The organism is Streptomyces sp. NPDC053069, from assembly GCF_044546895.1.
Taxonomy (GTDB): Bacteria; Actinomycetota; Actinomycetes; order Streptomycetales; family Streptomycetaceae; genus Streptomyces.
Genome location: NZ_JBITZN010000005.1, coordinates 359,132 through 385,567 on the forward strand (window position 1 = coordinate 359,132; position 26,436 = coordinate 385,567).

23 protein-coding genes and 1 pseudogene are annotated in these 26,436 nt (G+C 70.4%); 12 read left to right on the forward strand and 12 right to left on the reverse strand.

Going from position 1 to position 26,436, the window contains the following annotated elements; translation table 11 throughout:
* Position 1: 1 nt before the first annotated feature.
* The 6 genes from ACIGXP_RS14270 to ACIGXP_RS14295 all read right to left on the reverse strand — a co-directional run bounded on the left by ACIGXP_RS14270 (position 2) and on the right by ACIGXP_RS14295 (position 6,554).
* Positions 2–1,021: a 3-oxoacyl-ACP synthase III family protein gene (locus tag ACIGXP_RS14270; protein ID WP_399768030.1), complete on the reverse strand. Its 1,020-nt coding sequence runs from the start codon at positions 1,019–1,021 to the stop codon at positions 2–4.
* On the reverse strand, positions 1,018–1,671 hold the full coding sequence (locus ACIGXP_RS14275) for an SRPBCC family protein (RefSeq protein WP_399768033.1): 654 nt from the start codon (positions 1,669–1,671) through the stop codon (positions 1,018–1,020). The genes ACIGXP_RS14270 and ACIGXP_RS14275 overlap by 4 nt, the downstream gene beginning before the upstream one ends.
* Positions 1,643–3,427 carry a thiamine pyrophosphate-binding protein gene (locus ACIGXP_RS14280; RefSeq protein ID WP_399768036.1) on the reverse strand — a complete coding sequence of 595 codons (1,785 nt, stop codon included), beginning with the start codon at positions 3,425–3,427 and terminating at the stop codon, positions 1,643–1,645. The genes ACIGXP_RS14275 and ACIGXP_RS14280 overlap by 29 nt, the downstream gene beginning before the upstream one ends.
* A complete protein-coding gene (locus ACIGXP_RS14285) occupies positions 3,424–4,440 on the reverse strand; it encodes a GlxA family transcriptional regulator (protein ID WP_399768039.1) in 1,017 nt (338 codons plus the stop codon). The genes ACIGXP_RS14280 and ACIGXP_RS14285 overlap by 4 nt, the downstream gene beginning before the upstream one ends.
* Positions 4,441–4,847: 407 nt before the next feature.
* Entirely contained in the window at positions 4,848–5,669 is an 822-nt protein-coding gene (locus ACIGXP_RS14290) for a hypothetical protein (RefSeq protein ID WP_399768042.1), read from the reverse strand.
* Positions 5,670–5,672: 3 nt separating this feature from the next.
* Entirely contained in the window at positions 5,673–6,554 is an 882-nt protein-coding gene (locus ACIGXP_RS14295) for an alpha/beta fold hydrolase (protein ID WP_399768045.1), read from the reverse strand.
* A gap of 312 nt (positions 6,555–6,866) precedes the next feature.
* Between ACIGXP_RS14295 and ACIGXP_RS14300 the strand changes: the two genes are divergently transcribed.
* The 4 genes and pseudogenes from ACIGXP_RS14300 to ACIGXP_RS14315 form a co-directional block, all read left to right on the forward strand.
* Positions 6,867–8,066: an acetyl-CoA C-acyltransferase gene (locus ACIGXP_RS14300; protein ID WP_399768048.1), complete on the forward strand. Its 1,200-nt coding sequence runs from the start codon at positions 6,867–6,869 to the stop codon at positions 8,064–8,066.
* Between the two features lie 43 nt (positions 8,067–8,109).
* The gene (locus ACIGXP_RS14305; RefSeq protein WP_399768051.1) at positions 8,110–8,793 is read left to right on the forward strand and encodes an HAD family hydrolase; all 684 of its coding nucleotides are present in this window, start codon (positions 8,110–8,112) and stop codon (positions 8,791–8,793) included.
* Between the two features lie 16 nt (positions 8,794–8,809).
* Positions 8,810–9,502, forward strand: a complete 693-nt coding sequence (locus tag ACIGXP_RS14310) for a TetR/AcrR family transcriptional regulator (protein ID WP_399768053.1) — start codon at positions 8,810–8,812, stop codon at positions 9,500–9,502.
* A 2-nt stretch (positions 9,503–9,504) separates the two neighbouring features.
* Positions 9,505–9,618 (forward strand): annotated as a pseudogene (locus tag ACIGXP_RS14315) (IS5/IS1182 family transposase); the annotation flags it as partial.
* Positions 9,619–9,705: 87 nt separating this feature from the next.
* On the opposite strand, the gene ACIGXP_RS14320 reads toward ACIGXP_RS14315, so the two are convergent.
* Both ACIGXP_RS14320 and ACIGXP_RS14325 read right to left on the reverse strand, forming a co-directional pair.
* Positions 9,706–10,281 (reverse strand): hypothetical protein, encoded by a 576-nt coding sequence (locus ACIGXP_RS14320; protein WP_399768056.1) that lies wholly within the window; start codon positions 10,279–10,281, stop codon positions 9,706–9,708.
* Positions 10,269–10,730, reverse strand: a complete 462-nt coding sequence (locus ACIGXP_RS14325; protein ID WP_399768059.1) for a hypothetical protein — start codon at positions 10,728–10,730, stop codon at positions 10,269–10,271. Before ACIGXP_RS14325 ends, ACIGXP_RS14320 begins: the two co-directional genes overlap by 13 nt.
* A 386-nt stretch (positions 10,731–11,116) precedes the next feature.
* On the opposite strand from ACIGXP_RS14325, the gene ACIGXP_RS14330 reads away from it, so the two are divergent.
* Complete coding sequence (locus ACIGXP_RS14330) at positions 11,117–12,307, forward strand: S8 family peptidase (RefSeq protein WP_399768428.1); 1,191 nt, start codon at positions 11,117–11,119, stop codon at positions 12,305–12,307.
* 64 nt (positions 12,308–12,371) lie between these two features.
* On the opposite strand, the gene ACIGXP_RS14335 is transcribed toward ACIGXP_RS14330, so the two are convergent.
* The 3 genes from ACIGXP_RS14335 to ACIGXP_RS14345 form a co-directional block, all read right to left on the reverse strand.
* Positions 12,372–14,429, reverse strand: a complete 2,058-nt coding sequence (locus ACIGXP_RS14335) for a discoidin domain-containing protein (RefSeq protein ID WP_399768062.1) — start codon at positions 14,427–14,429, stop codon at positions 12,372–12,374.
* Positions 14,430–15,110: 681 nt separating this feature from the next.
* Positions 15,111–15,776, reverse strand: a complete 666-nt coding sequence (locus ACIGXP_RS14340; protein WP_363220946.1) for a TetR/AcrR family transcriptional regulator — start codon at positions 15,774–15,776, stop codon at positions 15,111–15,113.
* Entirely contained in the window at positions 15,773–17,068 is a 1,296-nt protein-coding gene (locus ACIGXP_RS14345) for a helix-turn-helix domain-containing protein (protein WP_363220945.1), read from the reverse strand. The genes ACIGXP_RS14340 and ACIGXP_RS14345 overlap by 4 nt, the downstream gene beginning before the upstream one ends.
* A gap of 189 nt (positions 17,069–17,257) precedes the next feature.
* Here ACIGXP_RS14345 and ACIGXP_RS14350 point away from each other — a divergent pair, with 189 nt between their 5' ends.
* The 6 genes from ACIGXP_RS14350 to ACIGXP_RS14375 all read left to right on the forward strand — a co-directional run bounded on the left by ACIGXP_RS14350 (position 17,258) and on the right by ACIGXP_RS14375 (position 24,694).
* Positions 17,258–18,016 carry an ABC transporter ATP-binding protein gene (locus ACIGXP_RS14350; protein WP_399768066.1) on the forward strand — a complete coding sequence of 253 codons (759 nt, stop codon included), beginning with the start codon at positions 17,258–17,260 and terminating at the stop codon, positions 18,014–18,016.
* The gene (locus ACIGXP_RS14355; protein WP_399768069.1) at positions 18,013–18,807 is read left to right on the forward strand and encodes an ABC transporter ATP-binding protein; all 795 of its coding nucleotides are present in this window, start codon (positions 18,013–18,015) and stop codon (positions 18,805–18,807) included. Before ACIGXP_RS14350 ends, ACIGXP_RS14355 begins: the two co-directional genes overlap by 4 nt.
* A gap of 5 nt (positions 18,808–18,812) precedes the next feature.
* Positions 18,813–19,694 (forward strand): branched-chain amino acid ABC transporter permease, encoded by an 882-nt coding sequence (locus tag ACIGXP_RS14360; protein ID WP_399768071.1) that lies wholly within the window; start codon positions 18,813–18,815, stop codon positions 19,692–19,694.
* A complete protein-coding gene (locus ACIGXP_RS14365; protein WP_399768075.1) occupies positions 19,691–20,833 on the forward strand; it encodes a branched-chain amino acid ABC transporter permease in 1,143 nt (380 codons plus the stop codon). Before ACIGXP_RS14360 ends, ACIGXP_RS14365 begins: the two co-directional genes overlap by 4 nt.
* Positions 20,834–20,838: 5 nt before the next feature.
* Positions 20,839–22,119, forward strand: coding sequence for an ABC transporter substrate-binding protein (locus ACIGXP_RS14370; RefSeq protein ID WP_399768078.1), 1,281 nt, complete (start codon positions 20,839–20,841; stop codon positions 22,117–22,119).
* A gap of 838 nt (positions 22,120–22,957) precedes the next feature.
* Complete coding sequence (locus tag ACIGXP_RS14375) at positions 22,958–24,694, forward strand: immunity 49 family protein (protein WP_399768430.1); 1,737 nt, start codon at positions 22,958–22,960, stop codon at positions 24,692–24,694.
* Between the two features lie 148 nt (positions 24,695–24,842).
* Here the strand turns inward: ACIGXP_RS14375 and ACIGXP_RS14380 are convergent, their stop codons facing one another.
* Positions 24,843–25,433, reverse strand: a complete 591-nt coding sequence (locus tag ACIGXP_RS14380) for a TetR/AcrR family transcriptional regulator (protein WP_399768081.1) — start codon at positions 25,431–25,433, stop codon at positions 24,843–24,845.
* A gap of 131 nt (positions 25,434–25,564) precedes the next feature.
* Between ACIGXP_RS14380 and ACIGXP_RS14385 the strand changes: the two genes are divergently transcribed.
* Positions 25,565–26,410 carry an SDR family oxidoreductase gene (locus ACIGXP_RS14385; protein WP_399768084.1) on the forward strand — a complete coding sequence of 282 codons (846 nt, stop codon included), beginning with the start codon at positions 25,565–25,567 and terminating at the stop codon, positions 26,408–26,410.
* Positions 26,411–26,436 lie beyond the last annotated feature (26 nt).

Here is a 26,436-nt window from a genome sequence, read left to right on the forward strand (position 1 = left end):
CTCAGTCCCGTCCGCCCTGCCAGCGAACGGCGACGGCACCGGCGAAGTCGCCGGCGTGGGCGAATCCCCCGAGCACCATCAGATCGCCGTCCGCCACCTGCCCCGAGCTGATCGCGCGGTCCAAGGTGATCGGAATCGCCGCTCCGAAGAGATTCCCGTAGTCGTCGAAGGTGTTCAGGTGCCGTTCCGCGGGCAGTTGCAGCGCCTCCCGCCAGTTCCGCAGGAAGGTGCGGTTGGGCTGGTTGGTGATGAGGACGTCGATCTCGGAGGTCGTCATGCCGAGCCGTCGGCACAGGTCCGTGACCACCTCGGGGACGAGGCGGTTCCCGCGTGCCAGGACCTTGGCGACGCTTGCGTCGGTGAACCCGATCCGCAACTGGGACTCGCCCGGCTCCCAGTACTTGCGCCCGTCGTCGACCGCCACGGTCATGTCACCGGCGTACTCGCCGATGTGCCGGGTCTCCAGGTCGAGCACCGGCGACTGTGCCGACGTCGTCACGTACCCCACACCGCACCCGTCGCCCGGAATCGCCGCCTGGGCGAGTTTGCGCACCTCTGACTGGGTGAACCACTGCCCCGCGGCGCTCTGCGCGTTGCATATCAGCGCGGTCCTCGCGTCGGTGGAGGTGAGGATCTGCCGGGCCATCTTGAGCATGTACACGAAGGACGCGCAGCCCGCGTTGGCCACGTCGACGAGCCACTCCGGATTCAGACCCAGCCGACGCGCCACCTCGGTTCCGGCGCCCACGAACGGCAGGTCCGGCAACTGGCTGTGCACCAACAACACGTCGACACCTCGGATCTCCGCCGCGCCGTGCCGTTCCATCAGGGGCTGTACCGCGCGCTCGACCATGTCCGCGTTGGTCTCGTCCCTGGCCACGTGGTGCCGTAACGGCGGGACCTTGAACATGGGGTGGTTGCGGAGTTTGTCCTCGGCGCCGGGGAAGTCCGTGTAGAACTCGGCGGGGACCGGATCGCCGGGCAGGTAGCTCGCGACGTCGGTGAGGCTGACCGTGGTCACCGGGCCACCGCCCTCGCCGGAGCGGAACTGACCGGCAGGCCGCCCCGGTGGCGGTGTTCCAGGATGGCCTTGAGGTTCTGCATCTCCACGGTGTGTCCCGCGTAGAAGAGGTCCCAGTAGTCGCCCACCCAGGGCCGGTCCGGGCGGGGCGCCAGGTCGGGGTGCGGATTGTCGTCGTAGTACGGGTGCCGGCAGTTGGTCCAGGTGATCACCGAACCCGGCTTGTCGAGTACCAGTCGGGCCGGGACGACCCGCATCAGATAGATCATCCACAGCTTCTCGCCCTGGTCCCAGGAGCAGTGGTAGTCCACGGTCATGGCCTCGGGGTTCGCGAGCACCCTGCAGTAGATCCTGGTGTCGTCCTCCAGCCGGTCGTGGCCGACCCAGAGCCCCGGTGTGCCGGTGGGTGCGAAGTCCCGCAGGCTGCAGGTCCACTCCTCCAGGTGGTGCCCCTGGCGCAGATAGTCGTAGGCCTGCTCCGGGGGGCAGTCGACGTACTCGTGGATGGTGCAGTACTGCCCGTAGACCTGGTGGTGGGGGTAGACCGCGTGGGTGAGCTCCATGCAGTGGGCGGTCAGTTCCTCCTTGCCGGCGTTCTCGATCCGCATCAGACCGGGGATGTCAGCCAACGTGGACGACGGCTCGCTCATCTGAACTCTCCTTGTGTTCGGTGCCATCGGTGATTTCGGTGAAGGACTGGAAGGGGAGGAACGGCGGGATTTCCCACGGGTCGCAGTCCACCGCGACGAACGCCGGGCCGCCGCCCGCGTTGCTGCGCAGCAGTGCCGTGCGCAGATGCGCCGCGTCGGTGGCTCCCGTTGCCGCCAGGGAGGGGAAGGCGGCGGCCACTCCGGCGGCGATGTCGGTCCGGGCGAACAGGTCGTCGCTGCGGACGCCGCCCTGGAGGAACTCCTCCCGCAGTGCGCACATGGCGTGGGCGTTGTTGTTGAAGATCACGAACGTCACGGGTGCCGCGTATTCCACGGCGGTGTGCACTTCCATCCCGTGCATGAAGAAGGCCCCGTCGCCGGCGAGGACGTAGGTACGTCGGCCGGTGGCGAGCGCGGCGCCGATGCCGGCGCCGAAGGTGTACCCCATGCCGCCCATGCCGACCGCCACCACGAAGCGGCCGTGGCGCGGTGCCGGGAGGAGATGGACCGCGCTGGCCCCCGTGTTGCCGGCGTCCACGAAGACGTGGGCGTCCTGGGGGAGTGCCGCCTCCACCGCGGCGACCGCCTGGCCATGGGGGACGGTCCGCGCCGGGCTTTGGACGCGCGGAGCCGGCATGGGTGTGGGCAGGGGACCGGAGTGCGGCGGGCAGGGACGGGGGTGCGACGGCAGTGGGGCGGTCACCGCGCGCAGCGCGTCCCGCAGGTTCCCGCCCAGTGCGGTGGCTGCCACGAACGGCGGTTCGAGGCCGAGGCAGACGACGTCGGTGGCGGCCAGGGCCCGGTCGAGGCCGCCGCGTGCAAGGAGCGGCAGCCGGGTGCCGACCAGCACGCACAGGTCGGCCCGCCGCAGGCAGTCTTCGACGTTGGCGTGGCCCATCACCCCGGCCACGCCTGCGAATCGGGGATCACGGTTGTCGAAGACGTCCTTGGCGTCCGGCGTGACCGCCACCCATGCCCCGAGGCGCCGGGCCAGTTCGGCCAGCTCCGCACGCGCGTCGGCGGCGGCGACATCCTCACCGGCGATGACCAGGACCCGACCGGCTCCGCGAAGAGCGTCCGACACGGCGCCGACGGCAGCTGTGTCGAGCCGCGGCGAGGATGCCGTCGCACGGCCACCCGGTGTCGGGGGCGGGGCCGGGTCGTGTGTCGGAGCCGCGTCGCGGGCGGGCACCCGGATCCGCGCCTGCTGCACGTCCTTGGGCAGCAACAGTACGGCCGGCCCGCGGGGATCGGCCTGTGCGGCCGCGACCGCCCGGGGCAGCAACTCGGTGAGCGAGTCCGGGTCATCGACCCGGGCGCAGAACCGGGAGACGGGTGCGAAGACCTCCCGTGCGTCGAAGGAGCCCGCCTTGCCGCTGGAGTCCTGGAACGCCCCGTGTCCTTCCTGGCCGGTCGGCGGCTGGCCCACCAGGGCCAGCACGGGCACCCGGGAGGCGTACGCCTCCGCCAGACCCGGTACGAGATTCATCGCCCCACCGCCCGAGGTGGCGGCGACGACGCCGAGGCGCCCGGTGGTGCGGGCGTATCCGTCGGCCATGGTGACGGCGGAGAACTCGTGTTTGGCGACGACGCCGCGGATGGCACCGCCGCGGTGCACCGCGTCGTAGAGGTCCTCGATGTTCGCGCCGCCCACGCCGAACATGTGGGTGACGCCGGCCCGGGCGAGTTCCCCGGTCAGATGGTCGACCAGGCGTGCCGTTTCCGCCTGGCGTAATTCCGCGACCCTGGTGGTCATGCGAGGCTCCCCTCCCTCTCGTGGTGCCGGTCGATGAGGCCGGATGGCGAGATGACCTGAAAGCGGTGCCGGTATTCCTTGGGTGTGAGTCCCAGGGTTCGTCCGAAGGAGCGGAAGAACGTCTCGGTGGCGGCAAAGCCGCAGCGGCCCGCTATCTGGCTGATCGTCAGGTCGGTGGTCTCCAGCAGTTCGCGTGCGCGGGCGATACGCGTCCGTTCGACGTACTGGCCCGGTGTCGTGCCCACCTCGCGCCGGAAGACCCGGGCGAAGTTGCGCTGACTCATGTTGGCCTGCCGCGCGATCTCGGCCACGGGCAGCGGGTTCTCCAGGTTCTCCAGGATCCACTCCTGCGCGGCCCGGATCGGCGGATGGTCGGCCAACTGGGCGTCGAGGACGGCGCTGTACTGGGACTGCCCTCCGTGCCGCTTGAGGAACAGCACCAGGAACCGTGCCGTCTCCAGCGCGAGCGCCGATCCATGATCGGCCTCCACCAGAGCCAGCGCCATGTCGATGCCCGTCGACACGCCCGCGGAGGTCACGAAGGGGCCGTCCCAGACGAAGATCGGCTCGGCGTCCACCGTCACATCCGGGTAGCGGCATGCCATCGCCTCGCTGTACGCCCAGTGCGTGGTGGCGCGTCTGCCGTCGAGGAGGCCCGCCTCGGCCAGCAGAAAGGATCCGCCGCAGACCGAGGCGACTCTGCGCGACCGGGTCGCTGCGCTGCCGATCCAGGACACGAGCGCCTGGTTGCCGAGCGCGCTGTTGAGACTCCATCCGCCCGGCACGAGGAGCGTGTCGATCGGGCCCTGCCCCGCCTCCAGTGGCGAGGCCTCCACCACCACCCCCGAACTCATGCGCACCAGTGGTGCGTCGGCGGAGACGAACTCGGTCCGGTAGGGGGTGCCCGAGGGACCCAGGAGCCGGTTCGCCGTATCGAACACTTCAATCGGTCCGGTGATGTCCAGGGCCATCGCGCCCGCGTACACCACCACAACAACACGTCGCTCCAACACGGTCACAGCCTGTATCGGATGTCGCACTGGCTGCAATGACAGATTACTGACGCATCCGGCCAGCATGTGGCGCAGGACGGGGAGGAACCGCGCTGGTCAGGCACTTCACGCACCGAGCGGGCAGCGATGGGTGAGGCAGTTCACAGAGCGCCACCGGTGAGGCCCGCTTGGCCCCTCGCGCAAAGCCGCGCACTTCCTCGCCTTCGTCGGCATGGCCCGCCACCCTCAACCGCTGTACAGGGTCAGCGGCTTCGCACCAGGCGGGTGCAATGGGATCCCGAACGGAGGGCGGAGACCTGGACACCGCAGGGCCGCTCCTGCCCGAGGAGCGGCCCTGCCGTGGATGAAGGGATCCTGGCTCACCTGCATCGATGAACCCCGATTGAGATGATCCAAGCTGCCCAGGGTCAGCCGAGTTTGAGGAGGCCGGCTTCGATCACGGCGCGGCCGAAGGGGCTCGCGAGCTCGGCGAGACGCTCACAGTCGGCGTCGCCCAGGGCGGCGTAGGCCGGAAGGGCCAGGCGGTCGGTGCGGTCCTCGATGTGCCGGCGCAGGAGTACGCCTTCCGGGCTGAGCGAGTCGCCGTCGAGAAGACCTCGCTCGCGCAGGCGCTCCGTTGTGGCGGCCCACTCGTCCTCGGGCCAACCGCGGCTCGCCTTGAGGAAGTCGACGGGAATCTCACCGGTGGCGGCGTGCAGAACCAGGGCCTCCAAACCCCCGATGCCCTCGCTCAGCAGGCACGCGACATGGCCGTCGCCTCGGAACTCCCGGAGCAACGTCTGGGCGTGCCACAGCTGCAGGACCGGCTCCGTCGGCCAAGGCAGCGCGGCATGTGCGGCGAACAGCGGGCGGCCTTGCGCGTGTTCGCAGGCCGCCTCGGCCGCCCGGCGGGTCAGCGTCCGGACCTCCTCCACGTGCGGCAGCTCGTGGATTCCCGCCCGTCGCAGGGCTTCCCCCGCCGCGGCGTACCGTGCGTCCAGCACCTGCTGCGGCGTCGTGGTGTCCCAGGCCCCGTCGACCGCCTGGCGCACCAGATCGGGATGGAAGTTGTAGAAGGTCGAGATGACCAGCTCGGCGGATGCCCGGCCGAACGCGGCGCTCCGGGAGGTGAAGTACCCGGCGCGTCCGCCCAGTCCCAGGTCCGCGTACCGGCGTCTTGCCTCGGGGACGAAGTAGATCATGCCGTGTACCGGCTCGAGCCGGCGCCAGGCCGCATGTGCCGTGTTCATGGGTCACCTCTTCGGAGAGTCGACGAGCGGGGTGTGCGTCGCGGTCCCGTACTCGCCCTGCGTGCGCAGGTGTTCGAGGAGCAGGCGGCTCAGCGTCTCGGGCGCCTCCTCGGGGACCCAGTGGCTGACGCCCTGAAGGGTCTCGAACCGGTAGGGACCGCTGACCCACTGCCCGGTCTGCTGCGCGGCCGCCGGGCCGAACGCGCTGTCCTCGGTGCTCCAGACGTACAGCGTGGGCACGTCGACGACGCCGATCGCAGCGTCGGGGCGGCCGGCCCGGTACCAGTTCAGCGCCGCGATGAGAGCACCGGGCCGGGACAGGTGTCGTACGTAGGCCTCGGCACTGTCTTGGGGGACCTTCCCGGCGTAGAACGCGCGAAGCTCCCGGGCGTCGTGGGCGAGCATGCGCTCTTCGGTCGCGGGTGTCGCGCGCCAGTCGATCATGTAGTGGGAGCGTTCGCGCTGATCCCGGTCGGTGCGCAGGGCGGTGGCCAGAGCGCCGGGGTGAGGGGTCGAGACCGCGGTCAGGGTGCGCACCCGGCCGGGGTGGGTGTGAGCGGTCCACCAGGCCACCGCGCCTCCCCAGTCATGGCCGACCAAGTCGAACGCCGTCCAGCCCAGTTCCTCGGAGATCGCGACGACGTCGTCCACGAGGAGGTCGATGCGATAGTCCTCGGGCCGCTGAGGGCGGGCTCCCGGGGAGTATCCACGCTGGTCGGGCGCCACCACCCGGTAGCCGTGCGCGGCCAGCGCCGCGATCTGCCGTTGCCACACCAGCCCCGTCTGAGGGAAGCCGTGCAGCAGCAGCACGGGGCGGCCCTCGGGCGGACCCGCCACGATCGCGTCGAACACGCCCGTGATGGTGGAGATGCTCAGCGCGTCCACCCTCGCCTCCTCATACCGACTGGTCGGTAGCCTTCAGGGGGTGGGACGGCCTGTCAAGGGCACGAGCGCGTGGCATGGATCTAATTGAACTTGACGTCGGATTCAACTATAACCGGTCCGGAGGTCGACTCCCGTCATCCCGCGGTCACGGCTCATGTCAAAGGCCACCGCAGGAGACGGTCGACGAGCCCTCGTCGCGCCGCAGTTGGCGCTCGACACCGCCCGCCGGCATCGATTCCCGGCGCGCGGAGCACGCGAATCCCCGCCCGACACTCCCGGGCGAACCGGACCGACAGGAAACAGCGAGGCGACATGAGGGAAGCAGTCATCGTTTCGACCGCACGGACGCCGATCGGAAAGGCCTACCGCGGTGCGTTCAACGACACCCAGGCACAGGCACTCGCCGCCCATGCCCTTTCTCACGCGGTGCAGCGCGCCGGGCTCGAAGGAGGCGAGGTCGAGGATGTGATCTTCGGCTGCGCCGCGCAGCAGGGCTCTGCGGGCTTCAATGTCGCCCGTCAGGCCGCTCTCCGTGCCGGACTTCCGGACACCGTGCCGGGAATGACGATCGACCGGCAGTGCTCGTCGGGCCTGATGGCCCTGGCGACGGCCGCCAAGCAGATCGTCACGGACGGCATGCAGATCGCCGTCGGCGGCGGTGTCGAGTCGATCTCCCTGGTGCAGAACGACCACATGAACACCCACCGCATGGCGGACCCCTGGCTGGTCGAGCACAAGCCGGCCATCTACATGCCGATGCTGCAGACGGCGGAGATCGTCGCCGAGCGCTACGGCGTGAGCCGGGAACGCCAGGACGAGTTCGCGCTGCTGTCGCAGCAGCGCACCGCCGCAGCGCAGGAGGCCGGCCGGTTCGACCGGGAGATCGTCGCACTCAGCAGCGTCAAGAAGGTCCTCGACAAGCACTCCGGGGAGGTGCGGGACGAGGAGGTCACCCTGACCCGGGACGAGGGCAGCCGCGCGTCGACGACGCTCGAAGGCCTGGCCGCCTTGGCGCCGGTGCTGCCCGACGGTCAGGTGAGCGCGCAGTCCAGCGTGACGGCGGGCAACTCCTCGCAGCTCTCGGACGGGGCTTCGGCGTCGGTGCTGATGGAGTCGAGGGAGGCCGAACGCCGCGGAGTGGAACCACTGGGCGTCTACCGGGGTATGGCTGTTGCCGGTTGCGGCCCGGACGAGATGGGCATCGGTCCGGTGTTCGCCATCCCGAAACTGCTCAAGCAGCACAACCTGACCATCGACGACATCGGCCTGTGGGAACTCAACGAGGCGTTCGCCTCCCAGGCGCTGTACTGCCGCGACGAACTGCACATCGACCCGGAGCGGTTCAACGTCGACGGCGGCGCGATCTCGGTCGGTCATCCGTACGGAATGACCGGAGCCCGGCTGGTGGGGCATGCCCTGATCGAGGGCAAGCGCAGAGGTGTCCGGTACGTGGTGATCTCGATGTGCATCGGCGGCGGAATGGGCGCCGCCGGACTGTTCGAGGTCGTCTGAACGCGTGCAGCCCTGCCGGACGCAAGCCAACTACGAGAGAGGCGTGGACATCGTGTCGAACCTGGTGGAAAAGACCCGAACCGCGGTCCTGGTGGACTTCGGCGGGGTCATCACCTCCAGCGTGTTGCGGGCCTTCACCGACTTCGGCGCCTCCCTCGGGGGCGACCCGCGCCTGCCGTTGGACCTCCTCGGCCGGGACCAGCCCTCACGCACGCTACTGGCCGACCACGAGTGCGGCCGTATCGACACGGAAGCCTTCGAGCGAGGATTCGCCGAACGTCTCCGCGTCCACGGCGCCGACGTACCGGCCGAGGGTCTCACGGCCCGGATGCAGGCGGGACTGTCGATCGACCAGGACATGCTCGCCCTGCTCGGTGAGCTCCGGGCCGCCGGCCATCCGGTTGCGCTGGTGTCCAATTCGTTCGGCACCGGAACCTACGACGGCGTGGACCTCGCCGCTGTCGCCGATGTGGTCGTCATCTCCGCCGAGGTCGGGATCCGCAAGCCGTCCCGGCGGATCTACGCGCTCGCCTGCGAACGCCTCGGTGTCGATCCCGGGGAGGCGGTCATGATCGACGATTTGCAGCAGAACCTCGACGGAGCGGCCCGGATCGGCATCGGGGGCGTATTGCACACCAGTGCCGCCGACACCCGCCGACAACTTGCCGAACGCTTCGGGATCACTCCCGGACCTGCCTTGCGGATGTCTGACCATGGCGTCGGATAGAAGTACAGTTCCCAGGATGGACAGCACGTCTCCCGAGGAGATCGACGACGAGAAGGCGCCGCCGATGGCGCCCCTCTCGCACCTTCGCGAGCCGCCCACGACGCAGCGCGGAGCGCGTACCCGGGCCGCTCTGGTGAAGGCCGCTCGCCAGGTGTTCGAACGGGATGGCTACCTCGACACCCGCCTGACCGACATCACCAAAGAGGCTCAGTGCGCGGCGGGATCCTTTTACACCTACTTCGCCAACAAGGAAGAGGTCCTTGCCGCCGTCCTCCTGGAGGCGCAGGAGGACATGCTGCACCCCGGCATGGGCCGGGTACAGGGCACCGACGACCCCTATGCGGTGCTTGAGGCGAGCAATCGCGCGTATCTCGAGGCGTACAAACGGAATGCGAAACTGATGGCGCTGCTTGAGCAGGTCGCACAAGTGGAGCCCGAGTTCCGGGAGTTCCGCAGCCGGCGCGCCGACGCCTTCATCCGCCGCAACGCCCGCGGCATCGCCGACCTGCAGGCGCGGGGGGTCGCCGACCGTGAAGTCGACCCGATGACGGCCTCCCGCGCGCTGTCGGGCATGGTCAGCGTCATGGCCTACCACGCCTTCGTGCTCGGCGAACGGCAGGAGGACGGCCCACGAGTGGATTTCGACGACCTCGTGTCCACGGTCACCCGGCTCTGGGCGAACGCCCTGAGGTTCCCCGGCCACCGCTGACCAGGCAGCTCGTTCGGGCGCGGTACAGGTCGCGCAGCACGACGCTGCGGCAGATCGCACCGAAGGCCGGCGTCTCGAAGTCCGCTGCGGATCGCATCATCGATCATCTCGGCCCATCGCCGGTGTTCCTGGGAACCCCCTGTGTATCCGGCCTCTCTCGCAGCAACCGGTCGGCTTCCGCGCGCCACTGCCGGGCGGCCCGCTCACCGCCCACCCGCCCTGCGTTCTCCACCATCTGGTCGAGCAGGTCGCGCGCGGCCTGCTCCCCACACGCGAAGGATCGAGGCCCGCAGCAGGCTGCTGCGGAGCCAGCCCTCGAACGCCTCGTGGCTGGAGTGACCGTTGACGAGCGGGCCGTGAGCCGCCCCGGACTGCCGTAGGGCCCGCTCCACCAGGACGAGGCGGCGGAACGCCCTCGCCGCGAAGGCCAGCAGCGCACTGGCCGAGGCACTGACCTCGGCGACCTCCCGGTGCGGATGGGCGTCCGCCAGCAGGCCGAGTGTCGCTGCGGTGCACTCGAGCATTTCCAACGCCTCGAAGGAATCGCCGGGCTGGAGCACCTCCACAGCGTCTTTCAGTGCCCTCTTGGCCGCGGCCAGTCGTTGCGGGATCTCCTCCGGCCGGGCGCCCAGCGTCGCCCGCAGCTCCGCGGCGACGTCGGCGATCCGCGCCGACTCGGCGTCCAGATCGTTTCCCGCCTCGGCCGCGCCGAGCACCTCCTGGAATGCCGCGAGCGCGCCCGCGCCGTCGCCGGCGCCGAGCAGGGTCAGGCCCAGCACGCGCCACATCCTGACGGTGAGGCCCGTGACATCCGCCCGGTCGGCCGCGGCGAGCCGGCCGTACGCGTCCACCGCGACGCGCGCCGACTCCGCCGATCCCGCCCGTTCCGCGTTACCGAGCAGCCGAGGGTCTCCTGGGCTTCGACCAGCCGGTCGGTCTCCCGGAACGTCTCCGCCAGCTTGCGCAGGCCCTCGACCGGCAACGTGCCCCATCCGGCGAGGACCTCCAGCAGCACCAGACGGTCCCGGATCGCGATCGCCCGCCGTGCCGGTGCCAGGGCGCGCAGAGGGTCCTTGTGATTGCGGACCAACGCCGCCTGGTGGCCGTACGCCTGGGCCGGCCGCTCGCTCGCCTCCGCTCTGCCGTCGCGGAGCACGGCGGTCGTGAGCAGCAGGGCTGCCTCCCGGTAGGACGCCAGGGACGCCAGGACCTCGACGTTGCGGTCCATGTCCTCCTCCCCCTGCCCACGGGAAGCCTGCGGCTGCCGCTCGTGCACGGTTGTGCCACAAGGTGCCCCGAGCGGCTTCCTCGGCCCGATGGAGGTGCCGCTCGATCCTGACCCGTGTGAGCAGACGGTGAAGAAATCGGCACGGGTAATCCCGGATCACTCCTTGGTGATTCAACCAGCGTGCAGGGCTGCACGTTTGCATGTTGGTTGCCTCAGATGTGCGTGAATCTTGTGGAGATCGATCATTCCCCCGGCGTCGGGGGCGCATCAAGAGATTGACCTGCTCGTGACAAGTAGGCACTCTCCTGAGCACGCGCAGCGCTGCCGTTCGAACGCAATCCCCCCACTTCACGAGGAGATCCCTCTTGACGGCGCATCACAAACGCATGGGCAAGGCCAAGACCGTCACCGCGGTCGCGGCCGCCGCAACCGTCGTCGGTACCGCCTTCTACGTGTCCCCCGTCGCGCAGGCGGGACAGCCCGCGGAGGGCACGGTCTACGGTCTGCACGCCGAAGGAGCCGTGGCCGGCAGCTACATCGTCCTCATGGACCAGAAGGCATCCGCGGCCGAGAAGCAGGACCTGGCCACCGAGTACGGCGGCAAGGTCAGCCGGACCTTCGGCTCGGCGGTCAACGGCTTCTCCGCCGACAGCCTCACCGAGACGGAGGCCAAGCGTCTCGCGGCCGACCCCGCGGTGGCCACGGTCGTCCAGAACAAGAAGTTCCACATCGACGCCACCCAGGACAACCCGCCGTCCTGGGGCCTGGACCGTATCGACCAGAAGGACACGGCCGGCGACGGCAAGTACACCTACCCCGACAAGGCGGGGGAGGGGGTGACCGCGTACGTCATCGACACCGGCGTACGCATCAGCCACAAGGACTTCGAGGGCCGCGCCGGCTACGGGTTCGACGCGGTCGACAACGACGACAAGGCCGACGACGGCAACGGTCACGGAACCCACGTGGCGGGAACCATCGCCGGTACCGCCCACGGTGTGGCCAAGAAGGCCAAGATCGTCGCGGTCAGAGTCCTCGACAACAACGGTTCCGGCACCACGGAGCAGGTTGTCGCCGGCATCGACTGGGTGACCAAGAACCACAAGGGGCCCTCGGTGGCCAACATGAGCCTCGGCGGAGGCGCCGATCCCGCTCTCGACGAGGCGGTCAAGAAGGCCATCGCCTCGGGAGTCACCTTCGCGGTCGCCGCCGGCAACGAGTCGGCGGACGCGGGGCAGGGTTCGCCGGCCCGGGTCCCCGAGGCCATCACGGTCGCGTCCAGCACGAAGGACGACGCCCAGTCGGACTTCTCCAACTTCGGCAAGGTCGTGGACCTGTACGCGCCGGGCTCGGACATCACCTCCGACTGGAACGACAGCGACCAGGGAACCAAGACGATCTCCGGCACCTCCATGGCCACCCCCCACGTCACCGGAGCCGCCGCCGTCTACCTGGCCGCACACCCGGACGCCACTCCCGCTCAGGTCGCCACCGCGCTCACCGGCGCGGCAACCGGTGACAAGATCACCAACCCGAGCAGCGGAACGCCCAACAAGCTGCTGAAGGTGACCGAGTAGGTTCACGAGGACCCTGTGGCCCGGCGGTCCCCCGGATGTACGGGGGGACCGCCGGGCTCCGTCGTTAGCTGCTGTGGACGCCGACCTCGTACAGCGAATATCCCCACCTGGTGCCACGCTCCGTGCCCGTGATGCGGACGTAGCGCGCCGGTGTGCCGGTGAAACGGGCGGTGTCGAGGCCGCCGTCTCCCGTGGTGGTGGACCAGACCGTCTGCCAGTTCGCGCCGTCCGTCGAGAGCTGGATGCCGTAGGACTTCCCGTACGCGCGCTCCCAGTCGAGCGTGACCCGCCCGACCCGGTGGGTGGACCCCAGGTCGATCTGCAGCCACTGGTCGTCGCTCCAGCCGCTGGCCCAGCGGGTGTCCCGGGTGCCGTCGACGGCGCGGCTCGGAGCGTAGCTCACGAACGGGTTCCACTCGGTCGAACCGGCCGTGGCCGAGGCCCCCTTGGCGAGGTCGACTCCCGCCTGGTGCTGCTCTGTCGCTCCCCACGTGTCGAGGTAGGACTCGGCACCCCGGAAGAGGTCCTGCACCACGTCCTGGCCGCCGACGAGGCGGATGTCCTCGATCCAGTCGGGAACGAGGCCGTAGTGCGCGGCGCCGTCGGTGTTCACGTCCCAGGTGCGCTCACCGGTGGTCTGCCGGTCGATGACCGAGCCGCCGTCGACACTGCGGAAGGGGTACGTGACCTTGTGCGGGGCATCAGCGCCGCGGGGTCCCGGCCAGCCGCCGACACCGTTCATGTCCGTGCCGTACCCGTAGCCGACGCCGTACTTGTCCCGCAGCGCCTTGGTGCGGTTCGCCTCGGCCACGAAACCCTCGGAGCCGTGCATGTACTGGGCGATGAAACCGCCGAGGCCGTAGACCCGTTCGGTCCAGTTCAGGTCCATCCAGCTGTGCGAGGAGATCACCCCGGGGTAGGAGTCTGCCTCGAGGATGTCCAGCGCGCGGCCGACGGCCTTGACGCTCATGTGGTCGATCTCCAGCATCATCTTGCGTTTCATCATGCCGCGCACGGCATACTCGCCGAGGTCGGTCAGCCCCCGGGCGTTGCACTGCGCGTCCGAGTCGTACGAGGGGACCTGCACACCCGTCGGGAGTTTCGCCTCGGCCCCGGCCGCCGCGGCCGAGCCGATGGGGTTGTCGTGCTGTGGACCCGCGCACTTCTCCGTCTTCCAGAAGGTGCCGGTGGACAGGAACTGTCCGACGTTGATGGCTGTTCCCAGTGAGCCCGAGTCGAAGCGGACGCCGCACAGCGCGTTGTCGAACTTGTGGCACAGGAACATGCTGCGCACGCCCAGCGCGTACAGCTCGTCCAGGCCGGCGTCGATGTCCTTCCTGTCGCACTGCGGGATGTCCAGGATCTGCTTGCAGCCGAACGGCTCGGAGGTCTCCACTCCGAGGACGACCGCGAGTTTGCCCTGCTTGATGACGTCGCGGGCCTGTGCGCTGTCGGTGACGATCCGGAACCAGCCCTTGCCCGGGCCGCCGTACATCTTGTCGACATAGGCCTGAAGGTCGTACGTCAGCTTCGCCTGCAGCCGGATGGACGTCATCTCGTCGCAGCTGCGGTCCTTGAAGAAGTACACCGAGCAGATCACACCGTTGGTGACGAGGTCGTTCACGAGCACTCGCTGGCCGCCGCGCCAGGCCCGTTCCACCCACGCGTAGTAGTTCTGCTGGTGGGTCAGCGAGTCGTGGGCGGGCCAGTCCTTGAACGTGGGCCAGCCGACCGGGTCGTGTCTGCCGTCACCGCCCTTGGTGATGAAGTCGAAGACGGCCAGCGAGCCGTCGGGGTAGTGCTCGGGACAGTCCCTGAGCGCGTCGGCGATCCCGGCCTCGGAGAAGACCTTCCCGCAGATGAGCCGGCCGCCGAAGGCCTCGTTCGCGAACAGATGGTCGTGGGCGTCGACGAAGCCGCGCACCTCGCCCTTGGCGTCGGTACCCGTGAACGGCTCCCCGGTGACGTTGATCTGGGAGTCCGGCGTCGGCCGTGCGCTCGGCACCCACCACTCGTTGCCGGCCGCCGAACTCGGGGCGGGCCCGAGCACGGCGGCCAGTACGAGGAGGAGCAGCGACACCACGGTGACGTCTTTGCGTCGGCGGTACGGGCGTCTGGTCATGGCCACGGCACACGTCCCTCGGTCGGCGGGATGCGCGGTCGACCGACAAGGAGGTCAGGGCCCGACGACCTCGCGCATACCGGTTTGTCATGCCTATGCAAACCGTGCGCCATGAGGATCGCCAGTGCCGCCTTCCGAGTCAATACTCGGGCTCTCGGTGAGTACCTGTGCCAGAACCCTTGATCGGTGACTGTCCGTGGCTGGGGAGGCTCTTGACGTCCTCTCCCGACTGAAGCGGGCGCGCCGGACGGGGCAGGCGAGGATCTTCTCCGTCCGCCGTTCCAGGAGCTCAAGTTGCGCGGCGGAAAGCTCCTGGCCGCGCAGGCGCGTCACCAGATCCCGGATGGCCGCGACCTTCTCCGGGGCAGCACGGCACACTGCCCACCGATCCCACGGCTCTCACCTCCGGACGGGCCGAAGGACCGGCACCTCAACCGGCCGGGGAAGCTCCGGCCCGCACGTACCCCGCAGGCTCCGCCGCTGTCCCCATGGTCACCTCAGGCCACTGGTGAACGAACCACGCCGGCCCTCCACACCGACGGCCCGGCCGAAACCCGGAGCGAACCCATCGGCGCTCGCCCGGACACCCCCCTCGACGCTCTCACCGCGTCCCGTGGCCACGAACCGGAGGACAGCTGCGACCGCATTCTGGGATTTCTGCGCCGTCGTGGCCGGGACGCCTCAGCCGGGCGGTGCCGACAGGTGGATCAGGATGCCGCACACCTCGTCCACGATCTCCCGGGCCTCCGTCTCGTCCCCGCAGTCGCCCAGCTCGCGCGCCGCCCCTCCGATGACGGTCGTCAGCACGCTCACCCGGACCCGGCCGGCACGCCGCCGCTCGTCCACCTCCAGCAGCCGGGCGTTGCGCCGTACCCATGCGCGGTCCCACTGGCGGCGCAGCGCGTCGAACCCGGAAGGACCGTCGTCCTCCACGAGGAGCCTGCCGAACCTCCGGTTGTCCCAGGCACCCTCCAGATATGCCCTGGCTCCCGCCACGAAGAGGGCGATGGGGTCGTGCACACCACGGCCGCGTTCGGAGGCCAGCGTGGCCGCGGTCCGGCGCTCCTGCTCCTCCCGGAACTCCTCCCACAGAGCGAGGTACAGCCCTCGCTTTCCGCCGTAGTGCTGGAAGAGGCTGCCCACCGGGATGCCGGAGCGCGCCGCGATCTCGGTGAGGCCGGCGTCGGTGTACCCGCGCTCGGTGAACACCTCCAACGCGGCGTCCAGCAGCGCACGCCGGACCGTTCCGCGCTGCCCGGCGAGCTCCTCCGGCAGGCCCGACTCCCCCTTGCCGCCCGGCAGCCGGCATGCCGCCTCGGTTCCGGCGGACTCCACGATGCCGCTCACTGGCAGTCCTCACCTTCCCTGGCGCCGTCGCGGATGGCGAGGGCGACCAGTAGTTCCAGGAGGTCGGCGATCCGGCGCGGATTGCGGCCGGTGCGTTCCTCGATCCGGCGCAACCGGTAGTGCGCCGTGTTGTGGTGCACCCGCAGCCGGTCGGCGGCCAGCCGCAGATTGAGGTCCGCCTCCGCGAAGGCCCGGATGGTGGCGGCCAGCGTGTCGCCACGTCTGCGGTCCTCCTCCAGCAGCACCCGCACCCGGGGATCGACCAGCTGGCGGGCGAGGTCGTCGGCGCGCAGCGCCAGGTAGTCGAACGGGGACAGCCGCGGCAGCGCCGCCACCCCGCCCCCGCTCGGCACCAGGTCGAGGGCGGCCCGTGCCTCCTCGTAGGCGCGCGGCAGTTCGGAAGCCCCCCGGGCGACCGTGCTGATGCCCATGCAGAGCCGGGTGCCCTTCCGCGCGAGCCGCTCCTGCACGGCCTCGAAGTGGGCGCATATGTCGTCCGCGTCCATACCGGCCCTGAGCACGGGCACGGCCACCACCTCGCCGTGGCGCACGACGACCAGGGTCCTGCCGGCCCAAGGCCCGGCGACGCTGATCGACGCGCTGGTGGCATACCCGTTCTCGGCCGAGGTGTGGTCGCCCGAGTGCGTGTCACCGACGCAGACGGCCACGACCGCCATCATCGGCGAGCGGGGTCCGATGCCGTACGCCTGTGCCGCGGCGAACAGCGGACCGCGTGTCGGTGCCATGCCGGCCAGGAGCTGGTCCAGGAGATCCCGGCGCTCCCGGTCCGCGTCCGCCACCACGTGCTGCTGGTACTCGACGTAGGCCTGCGCGGCATGGGTGCTGGCGTAGTCGACGTACCGCATCAGCGGGGTCACGAGGGACAGTGCAGCCTGCTGGGCCTCGGCGGACGTGCCCGCGCAGTCCAGCATCGCGTCCCACATCACCTGCCGGCCGACCCGGAAGGCACTGATCCAGTCCTCCAGGGCGAACCCGGCGCGGGCTCGGCGCATGGCTGCCGCCCGGCTGAAGACCAGGTCCTCGGCAGCGATGTCGCGGTCGCCGGCGAGCGCCGCCAGCTGCATCCGGTAGTGCTCGAGCACCTGCTCCCGCACCTCGTCGAAGAACCGGTCGTCCTGCAGCGCGTACGACGGGATCTCCGCACGCATCACCTCGACGGCGGTCTCCGCCACCTCCTCGACCCGGTCGTGGACGGCATGCAGGATCCGCCGCCGCTCCCGGCGGAGCGGTTCGGAGAGATCGGGAGTGCCCAAGGCGGGACCGCGAGGCATGGCGCCGATCGTCGCCGTCCGTCTCGTGCTCCGTCAACAGCCTCGGCGTGAGACATCTGCCGCCACCTGTGCGCCGCGCACAGTTCCGTGACCGGCAAGTTGGGTGCTCACACCCAATGTGCGCCGGGAACGCCCCCACCTACTGTGCTGCTCGCCCACCCCCCCAGCACGTCGGAAGGGGCGTCATTCATGCTCGCGGTCGACGGTATCACCGTGCGCTTCGGCGGGATCACGGCACTCGACGGTGTCGCGTTCACCGTCGAGCCGGGCACCGCCGTGGGGCTCATCGGGCCGAACGGAGCCGGCAAGACCACCTTGTTCAACTGCCTCACCAGGCGCTGCACCCCGGACGGGGGAGGCGTGCGGTTCGAGGACGAGGACCTGCTGGCCCTCCCTCCGCACGCCGTGGCCGGGCGCGGTATCGCCCGCACCTTCCAGAACCTCGGCCTGTTCCCGCGCCTCACGGTCCGGGAGAACGTCATGGTCGGCGCCCACAGCCGGGGGCGCACCGGACACCTCGCCGCGGCGCTCCGGCTGCCCCGCGTCCGGCGGGAGGAGAGAGAGCTGCGTGACCAGGCGGACGACTTGCTACGACGGCTCGGCCTGGCGGGCGTCGCCGACCACCCCGCCTCAGGGCTGCCGTTCGGCACGCTCAAACGCGTCGAACTCGCGCGGGCGCTCGCGGTCCGGCCCCGGCTGCTGTTGCTCGACGAACCCGTCAACGGGCTCAGCCACGGAGAGGTCGGCGAATTCGCGGATCTGGTCCGGTCGGTGCGCGAGGAGTTCGACCTCACGCTCGTGGTGGTCGAACACCACATGGGGTTCGTGATGGGCCTGTGCGACAAGGTGGTCTGCCTGGACTTCGGCCGTAAGATCGCCGAAGGCGCGCCGGAGGAGATCCAGCACGACCCGGCGGTCGTCGAGGCGTACCTGGGAGCGGCCGCATGAGCGCGCCCACCACCGACCGCACCCAGGCCGAGGCGAGTGCGGAGCCGGACTTCCTGAAGGTCTCCGGCCTGCACGCCGGATACGGCCAGGCCCGCGTGCTGCAGGGTCTCGACTTCTCCGTCGCCCGTGGCGAGGTGTGCGCGATCCTCGGACCGAACGGCGCGGGCAAGACCACGACGCTGCGGGCGCTGTGCGGCATGGTTCGCGGCCGCGGCTCGGTCACCCTGAACGGCACCGGGCTGCTGGGGCGTTCGCCCGAGCAGGCCGCCCGGCTCGGCGTGGCGCACGTCCCCGAGGGCCGGGGCACCTTCAACGACCTGACCGTCGAGGAGAACCTGCGCATCGGCGCCCACACCCGGCGCCGAGGCAGCGCCGGGCGCGCGGCCGTGGCAGCCGACCTGGAACGGATCTACGAATACTTCCCCAAACTGCGTGAGCGGTCACGGCAGGCCGCCGGCAGCCTCAGCGGCGGGGAGCAGCAGATGCTCGCCATCGGCAGGGCGCTGATGCTGCGGCCCTCCCTGCTACTGCTGGACGAGCCGTCCCTGGGGCTCGCCCCGCTGGTCACCCGTGAGCTGTTCGAGATCGTCCGTGCCGTCAACGAGGAGGAACGCACCACCGTGGTCGTCGTCGAGCAGAACGCCCAGCTCGCGCTGGACATCGCGCACCGGGCGCACGTACTGGAGGCCGGCCGCCTGGTGCTGTCCGGACCGGCCGCGCAGATCCGTGAGGACGGGCAGGTCGCCGAGGTGTACCTCGGTGTCTCCGTCCGCTCGGGCAAGGCCGGGTGAGCGCCGTGACCGATCTTCTCCAGCAAGTGGTGGAAGGACTGGGCTCCGGCGCGGTGTACGCCAGCCTGGCGCTGGCCCTGGTGCTCATCCACCGGTTCACGGGAATCGTCAACTTCGCGCAGGGCGAGCTGGCCATGCTCTCCACGTACGTCGCCTGGCAGCTGGTGGCGTCCGGGATGCCGTTCTGGCTGGCGCTGCCGGTCACCCTCGGGGTGTCCTTCGCCGGCGGCATGCTGGTCGAGCGGATCGTCATCCGCCCCGTGCAGGGCGCCCCCGAGCTGACGGTGGTCATCGTCACGGTCGGCCTGTTCATCTTCGTCAACGCGCTGGCCGGCCTGATCTGGTCGTTCACCGTGAAGGACTTCCCGCAACCGTTCCCCGACGGCGGGCTCGACCTGGCCGGAGTGCGCGTGGACTGGTCGACGCTCGGGATCCTCGGCGTGGTGGCCGTCGTGATGGGCCTGCTCTACCTGCTGTTCCAGCACACCTCCATCGGCCTGGTGATGCGGGCGGTCGCCTGCAATCCGGCCTCCGCGCGGCTGTCGGGCATCCGGGTGGGGCGGGTGCTGATGCTCGGCTGGGGGCTGGCGGCGACGGTCGGCGCGGTGTCGGGCGTGCTCGTCGCCCCGGTGCTGTTCCTGGAGCCCAACATGATGGGCGGGGTGCTGATCTACGCGTTCGCCGCGGCCACCCTCGGCGGCTTCGACAGCCCGGTCGGCGCGGTCCTCGGCGGCCTGTTCGTGGGCGTCGCCGAGACGCTGACCGGCGCGTACGTGGACGTGATCGGTGAGGACCTGAAGGTGGGCGTACCGCTGGTGATCATCCTGGCGGTGCTGCTGGTGCGGCCCCAGGGCCTGTTCGGACGGGCGGCGGTGGAGCGCGCATGAACACCCTCACAGCGGCACTCGGCACCTCCCGGGCCCGGCGGCTGCGCGCCGCGCTCACCGTACCGGTCATGGCGGCGGTCGTCGTCTACGCACCGTTCTACTTCGCCCCCTTCCAGGTCTTCCAGCTGACCATGGTGCTCCTGTACGCCGTGGCGCTGGCCGGTCTGAACCTGCTGGTCGGCTTCGGCGGGCAGATCTCGCTGGGGCACGGGGCGTTCTTCGCGGCGGGGGCCTACACGGCGGCGGTCATGCTCGATCGGTACGACACCGGCCACCTGGCCACGCTGCCGGTCGCGGCCGCCGGATGCTTCCTGCTGGGCCTCGGGTTCGGGGTGCCCGCGCTGCGGCTGCGCGGGCTGTACCTGGCCCTGGTCACCCTCTCGTTCGCGGTCTTCCTGCCGCCCTTGCTCAAGCGGCTGGAACCGGTGACGGGCGGCTCCATGGGCCTGACCGTGGACAAGCTGCAGCCGCCCGCGTGGAGCGGGCTGGCCGAGGACCAGTGGATGTACTTCGTCGTCCTCGCCGTCACCGCGGTGGCGCTGCTGCTCGCCCGCAATCTGCTGCGGTCCAGGGTCGGCCGTGCCCTGCGCGCCGTGCGCGACAACGAGAGCGCCGCCGAGGTGATGGGCGTGCGGCTGGCGCTGCACAAGACGCTCGCCTTCGCGTGGAGCGCGATGTTCGCGGGCGTCGCCGGGTGCCTGTACACCTGGGTGATCGGCTTCGTCTCGCCCGACTCCTTCAGCTTCGTCCTGTCCATCACCCTGCTGGCCGGCCTGGTCGTCGGGGGGCTCGGGTCGCTGTACGGACCCCTGCTGGGCGCGGCGTTCGTGATGTACGTGCCGAGTGTGTCCCAGGACCTGAGTGAGGCGGCACCGGGCGTGGTGTTCGGCTTGCTGATCATCACGGTGATGTTCGTGGCCCCCACGGGACTGGCCGGTCTGCCCGGCCGTGTCCTGGCCGCTGTCGCCGCTCGCCCGCCCCGCACCACCGCCACCCCCGACCGGCCGCCCGGGGCCGCGTCCGATGGGGAACCCGAGTCCCGGGCCGGATCCGGAACCGCCCCGCCCCCCACCCCTGCGGACCCCGCAGTTGTCGACGCCGAACCCGTGGGCGCACCGCCCCGTACGGAAAAGGAATGAAGCACATGCGCAAGACCACCGCTCTGCGGGCGGCCGCAGCAGCTGCCGCCGTCCTGCTCACCGCAACCGCCTGCAACAGCCGGCGAGGGCAGGACACCGCCCAGGACACCGCCGCGAGCGGTGCGTGCAAGGGCCAGCAGACCACCGGCATCACCGACAGCACCATCAAGCTGGGCGGGATCTATCCGCTGTCGGGACCCGCCTCCGCGTACGGCACGATCAGCAAGGGCGTGGCCGCCTACTTCAAGTACGTCAACGACAACGGCGGCATAGACGGCCGCAAGGTCGAGTTCATCGTCCGCGACGACGGCTACCAGCCGCCCAAGGCGGTCGAGGAGGCCCGCAGACTCGTCGAGCAGGAGAAGGTCTTCGCCGTGTTCCAGACCCTGGGCACTCCCTCCACGGCGGCCGTGTGGGACTACCTCGACAAGCAGAAGGTGCCGCAGCCCTTCGTCGCCACGGGTGCCTCCGTCTGGGGCACGGACGACAAGCACCCCTGGACCATCGGGTGGCAGCCCAACTATGTCGCCGAGGCCCGGGTGTACGCCAAGTACCTCAAGGACACGAAGCCGAACGCCGAGGTGGCGGTCCTCTACCAGAACGACGACTTCGGCAAGGACCTGCTCGGCGGGTTCAAGAAGGCGGTCGCCGGCAGCGGCATCAAGGTGGTCGCCGAGGAGAGCTACGAGGTCACCGACCCGTCCGTGTCGGCCCAGATGGCGAGCCTCGCCCGCTCCAAGGCCGATGTGCTGCTGGATGTCACCACCCCCAAGTTCGGCAGCCAGGCCCTCGCCGCCGACGCCAAGAACACCAAGTGGAACCCGCTGCACATCGTGAACAACGTGTCCGCGTCCGCAGCCGTGCTCCGGCCCGTCGGGTTCAAGAACGTGCAGGGCGTGGTCTCGGCGACCTACTTCAAGGATCCCGCCGACCCGCAGTGGGCGAACGACCCCGACATGAAGACGTACATGAATGCCCTGCACAAGTACGCCCCCGACACCGACCCGGCCAACCAGTTCAACGCCTACGGCTGGGCCGTCGCCTCCAGCCTGCACAAGGCCCTGGACGCGATGAAGTGCCCGACCAGAGAAGGGCTGCGGGACGCGGTGCGCCACCTGAAGGACGTGAAGGTGGGCCTGCTGCTGCCCGGTGTCACCCTGTCCACGGGCCCCGGCGATGCCTTCCCGATCGAGACGATGCAGCTGATGCGGTTCAAGGGCGAGCGGTGGCAGCTGTTCGGCAAGCCGGTGGACACCCGCAAGGAGTTCGGCCCGCTGACGAAGTGAGCCGGCGGGGGCGGTCCCGGTCGATGCCCTGAGCCCTGGGACCGCCCCCGCCCCGTCATCGCAGCCCGGCGCTTCCCGCACCAGGCAGGCGATCGCGGCTTCCCGCTCGCAGTGGCCGGCCAGGAAGTGCCAGGGGTTTTGCGCGAAGGCGCAGTCGGGGTGACGCGGGCCGAGGAGGATGCGGCCGTGCTCGTCCTGGATGTGGAGAGGGACCCCGACGATGTGCAGCCCAGTCCCCGCCGGGGCCTCGCTGGGCAGCGAACGGCCACCGTACGGCGATCCCGTCGCTGCGGGGTGCTCGGCCGCGCGGCGGCGGGTCAGTCCCCGAGTCCGGGGCTCAGGCGGAGCCGGTCGAGCATGTCGACGGTGCACCACTTCAGCAGGACGCCTTCACGAAGGCTCACTGTGTCGGGTCACCACCCCATCGGCCGGCGCAGACCTGGATGGGCACCGCGAGGCAGTCGACGCTCGTCGCATCCTCCACGGCGAAGGGCACCATATCGGTGGGCCTGCCCGCGGCGCCGCGCAAGAGGACCAGCAGCGCCGCACTCCCGCAAGGAGGTGTTCGAGGCTCCCCGCCCCGGCCGGGGTGGGCGCTCGGGTCGCTGTCGCCCTGGGCTCGCCGGCCCCAGCCCGGCTCGGCAAGGCAGACCCACCGCCCTCCATGGCACTCGGGCAGGCCGCACTACTGCACCGCCGCTTCCGCACCCGCCACCACTCTCTCGACCGGGCCTGGCTCGTGCCCCGTGCACGGCAGCTGCCGGCCTGTCAGATCCCGTGCCTATGCTGTCGCAGAGTTCGATCAAGGAGCGGGGCAGTGCGAATAGAGCGTCACCAGGTGGGCGAGGCCGTCGTGTCGGCAGCACGCGAGGACTTCACAAACCGCATCGGGGGCCAGGTGCGGTCCATGTCGCGGGGTGGCCGGATGGCCACCTACGAATGGCAGTCGATCGCAGACGAGTTCCTCGACTACCTGGGCGCCCTCTCCGTCGAGACACCCGGCCTCGACACCCCGGAGGCCAAGGCCGCCCTCAAGGACGCCTCCGAAGCCGCGGTCGGCGCCGTCGCCTACGCCGCCTACCACCCGCACTGCAGCTTCCAGGTCTTCCTGGAGTACGTGAATTTCGGCATGAGCTACGACCCCGGTGAGGATGCCCCGGAGGAGAGCGTCACGCCCGGGGAGTGGATTGACGCGCTCTGCCTGACGATCCTCAGGGACAAGGCCAAGTGGCATGGGGAGGCCTTCCATTTCGCACGGCAGAAGTTCGCCGAGCAGGCGCAGGGAACGCCCGTCGGTGAGCTCGCCACCGGACTGATGGCCGTGGTCCTGGACGACACCGGCGACGACGAGGAGTACCCGCCGAGCGCACAGGCCAAGCTCGCCGCCGTCGACGCGGCCCTGGACCGCGTCCGCACCCGCGCCCAGGAGACCGGCGAGCCCCTCCTTGACAGGCCGGGCAGCGCGGCGCTGTACACGCTGCGAGCCCTGGCCGCCGAGGACAGGGAGGCCTTCGATGCCGCGCTGGCCGACCTCCTGACCAGGCACACCACCCTGCACGGCCCGGCGGCCTCCCCGAGCAGCCTTCTCCCGCTTGTCCCCATCGCCCTCGCCGCGCTCGCGTACCGGACCCTGGGCTGGGCGCCTGCAGTCCGTACCGACTACCTCCCGCACGCGCTGGTCACCGGCTTCGAGACCCGAGGCCCGCGGGTCGCGGGGTTCGGCCGGGACCGGCGGCCGGACGCAGTGGCCGCGCTCGCCGCGGGCCCGCTGGTGGTCGAGCGGCCGGCCTGCGAGCGGACGGTGAACCCGCGGATCGAGGCCATGTACGACGAACACATCCGGGAGGCGTTCACGCCCGTCGGTGAAGAACCCCTGGACGTCTGGCTGCTGGGCAGTGTCATGGGCGATCAGGAGCGCCTGTTCAAGTGGCGTGCGGGGGGCGCCGGCGGCGTCACGGATGCGCAGCTCGCGAACCTTCGGCTGGCCTCCCAGGCGGGGGCGGCCCTGTTCCGTATCGCCCTAGCTGAACCGGGCACCGAGGCCGAGGTGACCATCGACGGCCGCACGCTGCGCTACCCGGCTGAGCGGGGCGAGGAAGCCGGCGCCGGGAACTGGCAGACGGCCACTGCCCTCGCCCTCATCACCGGCGCACGCGAGGACCTCGCCCCGCTGGTCCTCACCGGCCCCGCCTTCGCCCGCCCGGACGGCTCCGCCTTCAGCGCGTACCGCGAAGCCCTCCACGCCTACCTCAAGGGCACCGACCCCGAGCCGGCCGCGCAGCGGGCGTTGCAGCAGGCCGAGAAGGCCAAGGACTGGGGCTTCGCCATGCCGCCGGCCGTGCTGCTGTCGCAGCTCGTGGAGGGCGACGAGGAGAGCTTCAACCTGGCCCTGGCCGACGCGCTCGAAGCCCACCGCGACTACTACCAGGTCGCCGACCGTGTCAACGATCCGGATGCATCCGTCAACCTCGACATCCTTGCCCTCGCTTGCCACGCTCGCCGCCGCGGCTGGGCCATCCGCGTCGAATCCCCCTACCTTCCGCAGAGTCTCCTGCAGGCCGCTGAACCCTTCTAGGAGCTGGTCCGCACCGTAAGCCCCTACTGGCTCTTTCAGGCGAGGGCGGCACTGGGGCCCCGCACCGCGTCGGCCAGGTCCGCGGACGGCAGGGATTCTGCTTCGGAGAAGCCTCCATCAGATGCTGCGCAACGCGGCCGGAGCCGGGTCACGAGCTGGACGCCGGCCCGTCCGCTCCGTAGCGGAGGCCGTCGAGGAGCAGGTCGAGGAGGCGTCCGGCCCGTTCGCGTTGGTCGGGAGCGCTGGTGATCAGCGCGACGCCGGCCAGGCTGAAGCCGACATCGAAGGGGTCGATGTCCGGGCGCAGGAGACCGGCGTCGGCGCCGGCGTGCAGCAGGGTCCCGAGCGCGGTGCCGAGCTTGTCGAGGGTCTCGGCGAAGGGGTCCGCACCGGATGCGACCGCGGCCCGCAGTGCGTCCGCCATGCCCTGCTTGGCAGCCAGGTAGTCGATGAAGTCGTCCATCCACAGGCGGATCGCCCGGTCGGGCAGGTTGTCGGCGAGCAGCTTCGCGGCGCTGTCGCAGACACGGGCCAGCTCGTTGCGGTAGGCGGCCTCGACGAGCGCCTCGCGCGTGGGGAAGTGGCGGTAGAGCGTGGCCGAGCCGACGCCCGCGGCCTTGGCGATCGTGTCGATCGCGACGTCCGGGCCCTTCTCGGAAAAGGCGCGCACGGCCGCTTCGAGGATGCGCTCCCGGTTACGGCGGGCATCGGCGCGCAACACGCTCGGCTTGGTGGTCAAGGCTGCTCCCTTCATCGGAGGACCAGTCTAACTGGACAACCGGGGAGTTCCCCGCTTACCGTTGCAGATAACCGGGGAACTCCCCGGTTACGGGTATCGGCCCGTTGTGCCCCCAGGCAAGGAAGACCCTCATGACCTCCCCGAAGACCGTTCTGATCACCGGTACGTCCTCCGGCATCGGCCTGGCCGCCGCCATCGGCACCGCCCGGGCGGGCTGGACGACCCTCGCCACCATGCGCGACACCGGCAAGGCCGGGGCCCTGCTCCAGGCCGCCGCGGAGGCGGGCGTCGCGGACCGGATCCAGGTCAAGCGCCTGGACGTGACCGACTCCGCCGGCATCACCGCCTGCCTGGACGAGGTCGTCGCCGAGCACGGCCGCCTGGACGCGCTGGTCAACAACGCCGGCGCCGCCCAGGTCGGCACCATCGAGCAGAGCAGCGTCGACGACGTCCGCGCGGCCATGGAGGTCAACTTCTTCGGCGTGGTGGCGGTGACCCGGGCCGCCCTGCCGCACCTGCGGGCGTCGAAGGGCCGGGTGATCACCGTCACCAGCGTCGGCGGCGTCGTCGGCCAGCCCTTCAACGAGGCGTACTGCGCGGCCAAGTTCGCCGTCGAGGGCTTCATGCAGTCTCTCGCGCCGGTCGCCGCCACCGTCGGCGTCGATGTCACCGTGGTCGAGCCGGGCGCGGTGGCAAGCGAGTTCGTCGCCAATCTCGGCCTGGACGTCCCGACGCTGCTCGCCTCCGCCGGGCCCTACGGCCCCGCGCTCGAGGCCTACATCACCCGGACCCGGCAGGCGTTCGGGAACGCCCAGACCCCCGCCGAGGCAGCCGCCCCGATCGTCGACGCCCTGACCGTCGCCCGCCCGCCCTTCCGTATCCAGACCTCGCAGTGGGCCCGCGACTTCGTCGCCACCACCCTCGCCGACCTCGACGGCTCCGCCGTCCAGACTCTCACCGGTACCTGGGTGCGCTGACCGCCCCCGCCGCACCCGGTCCGGGG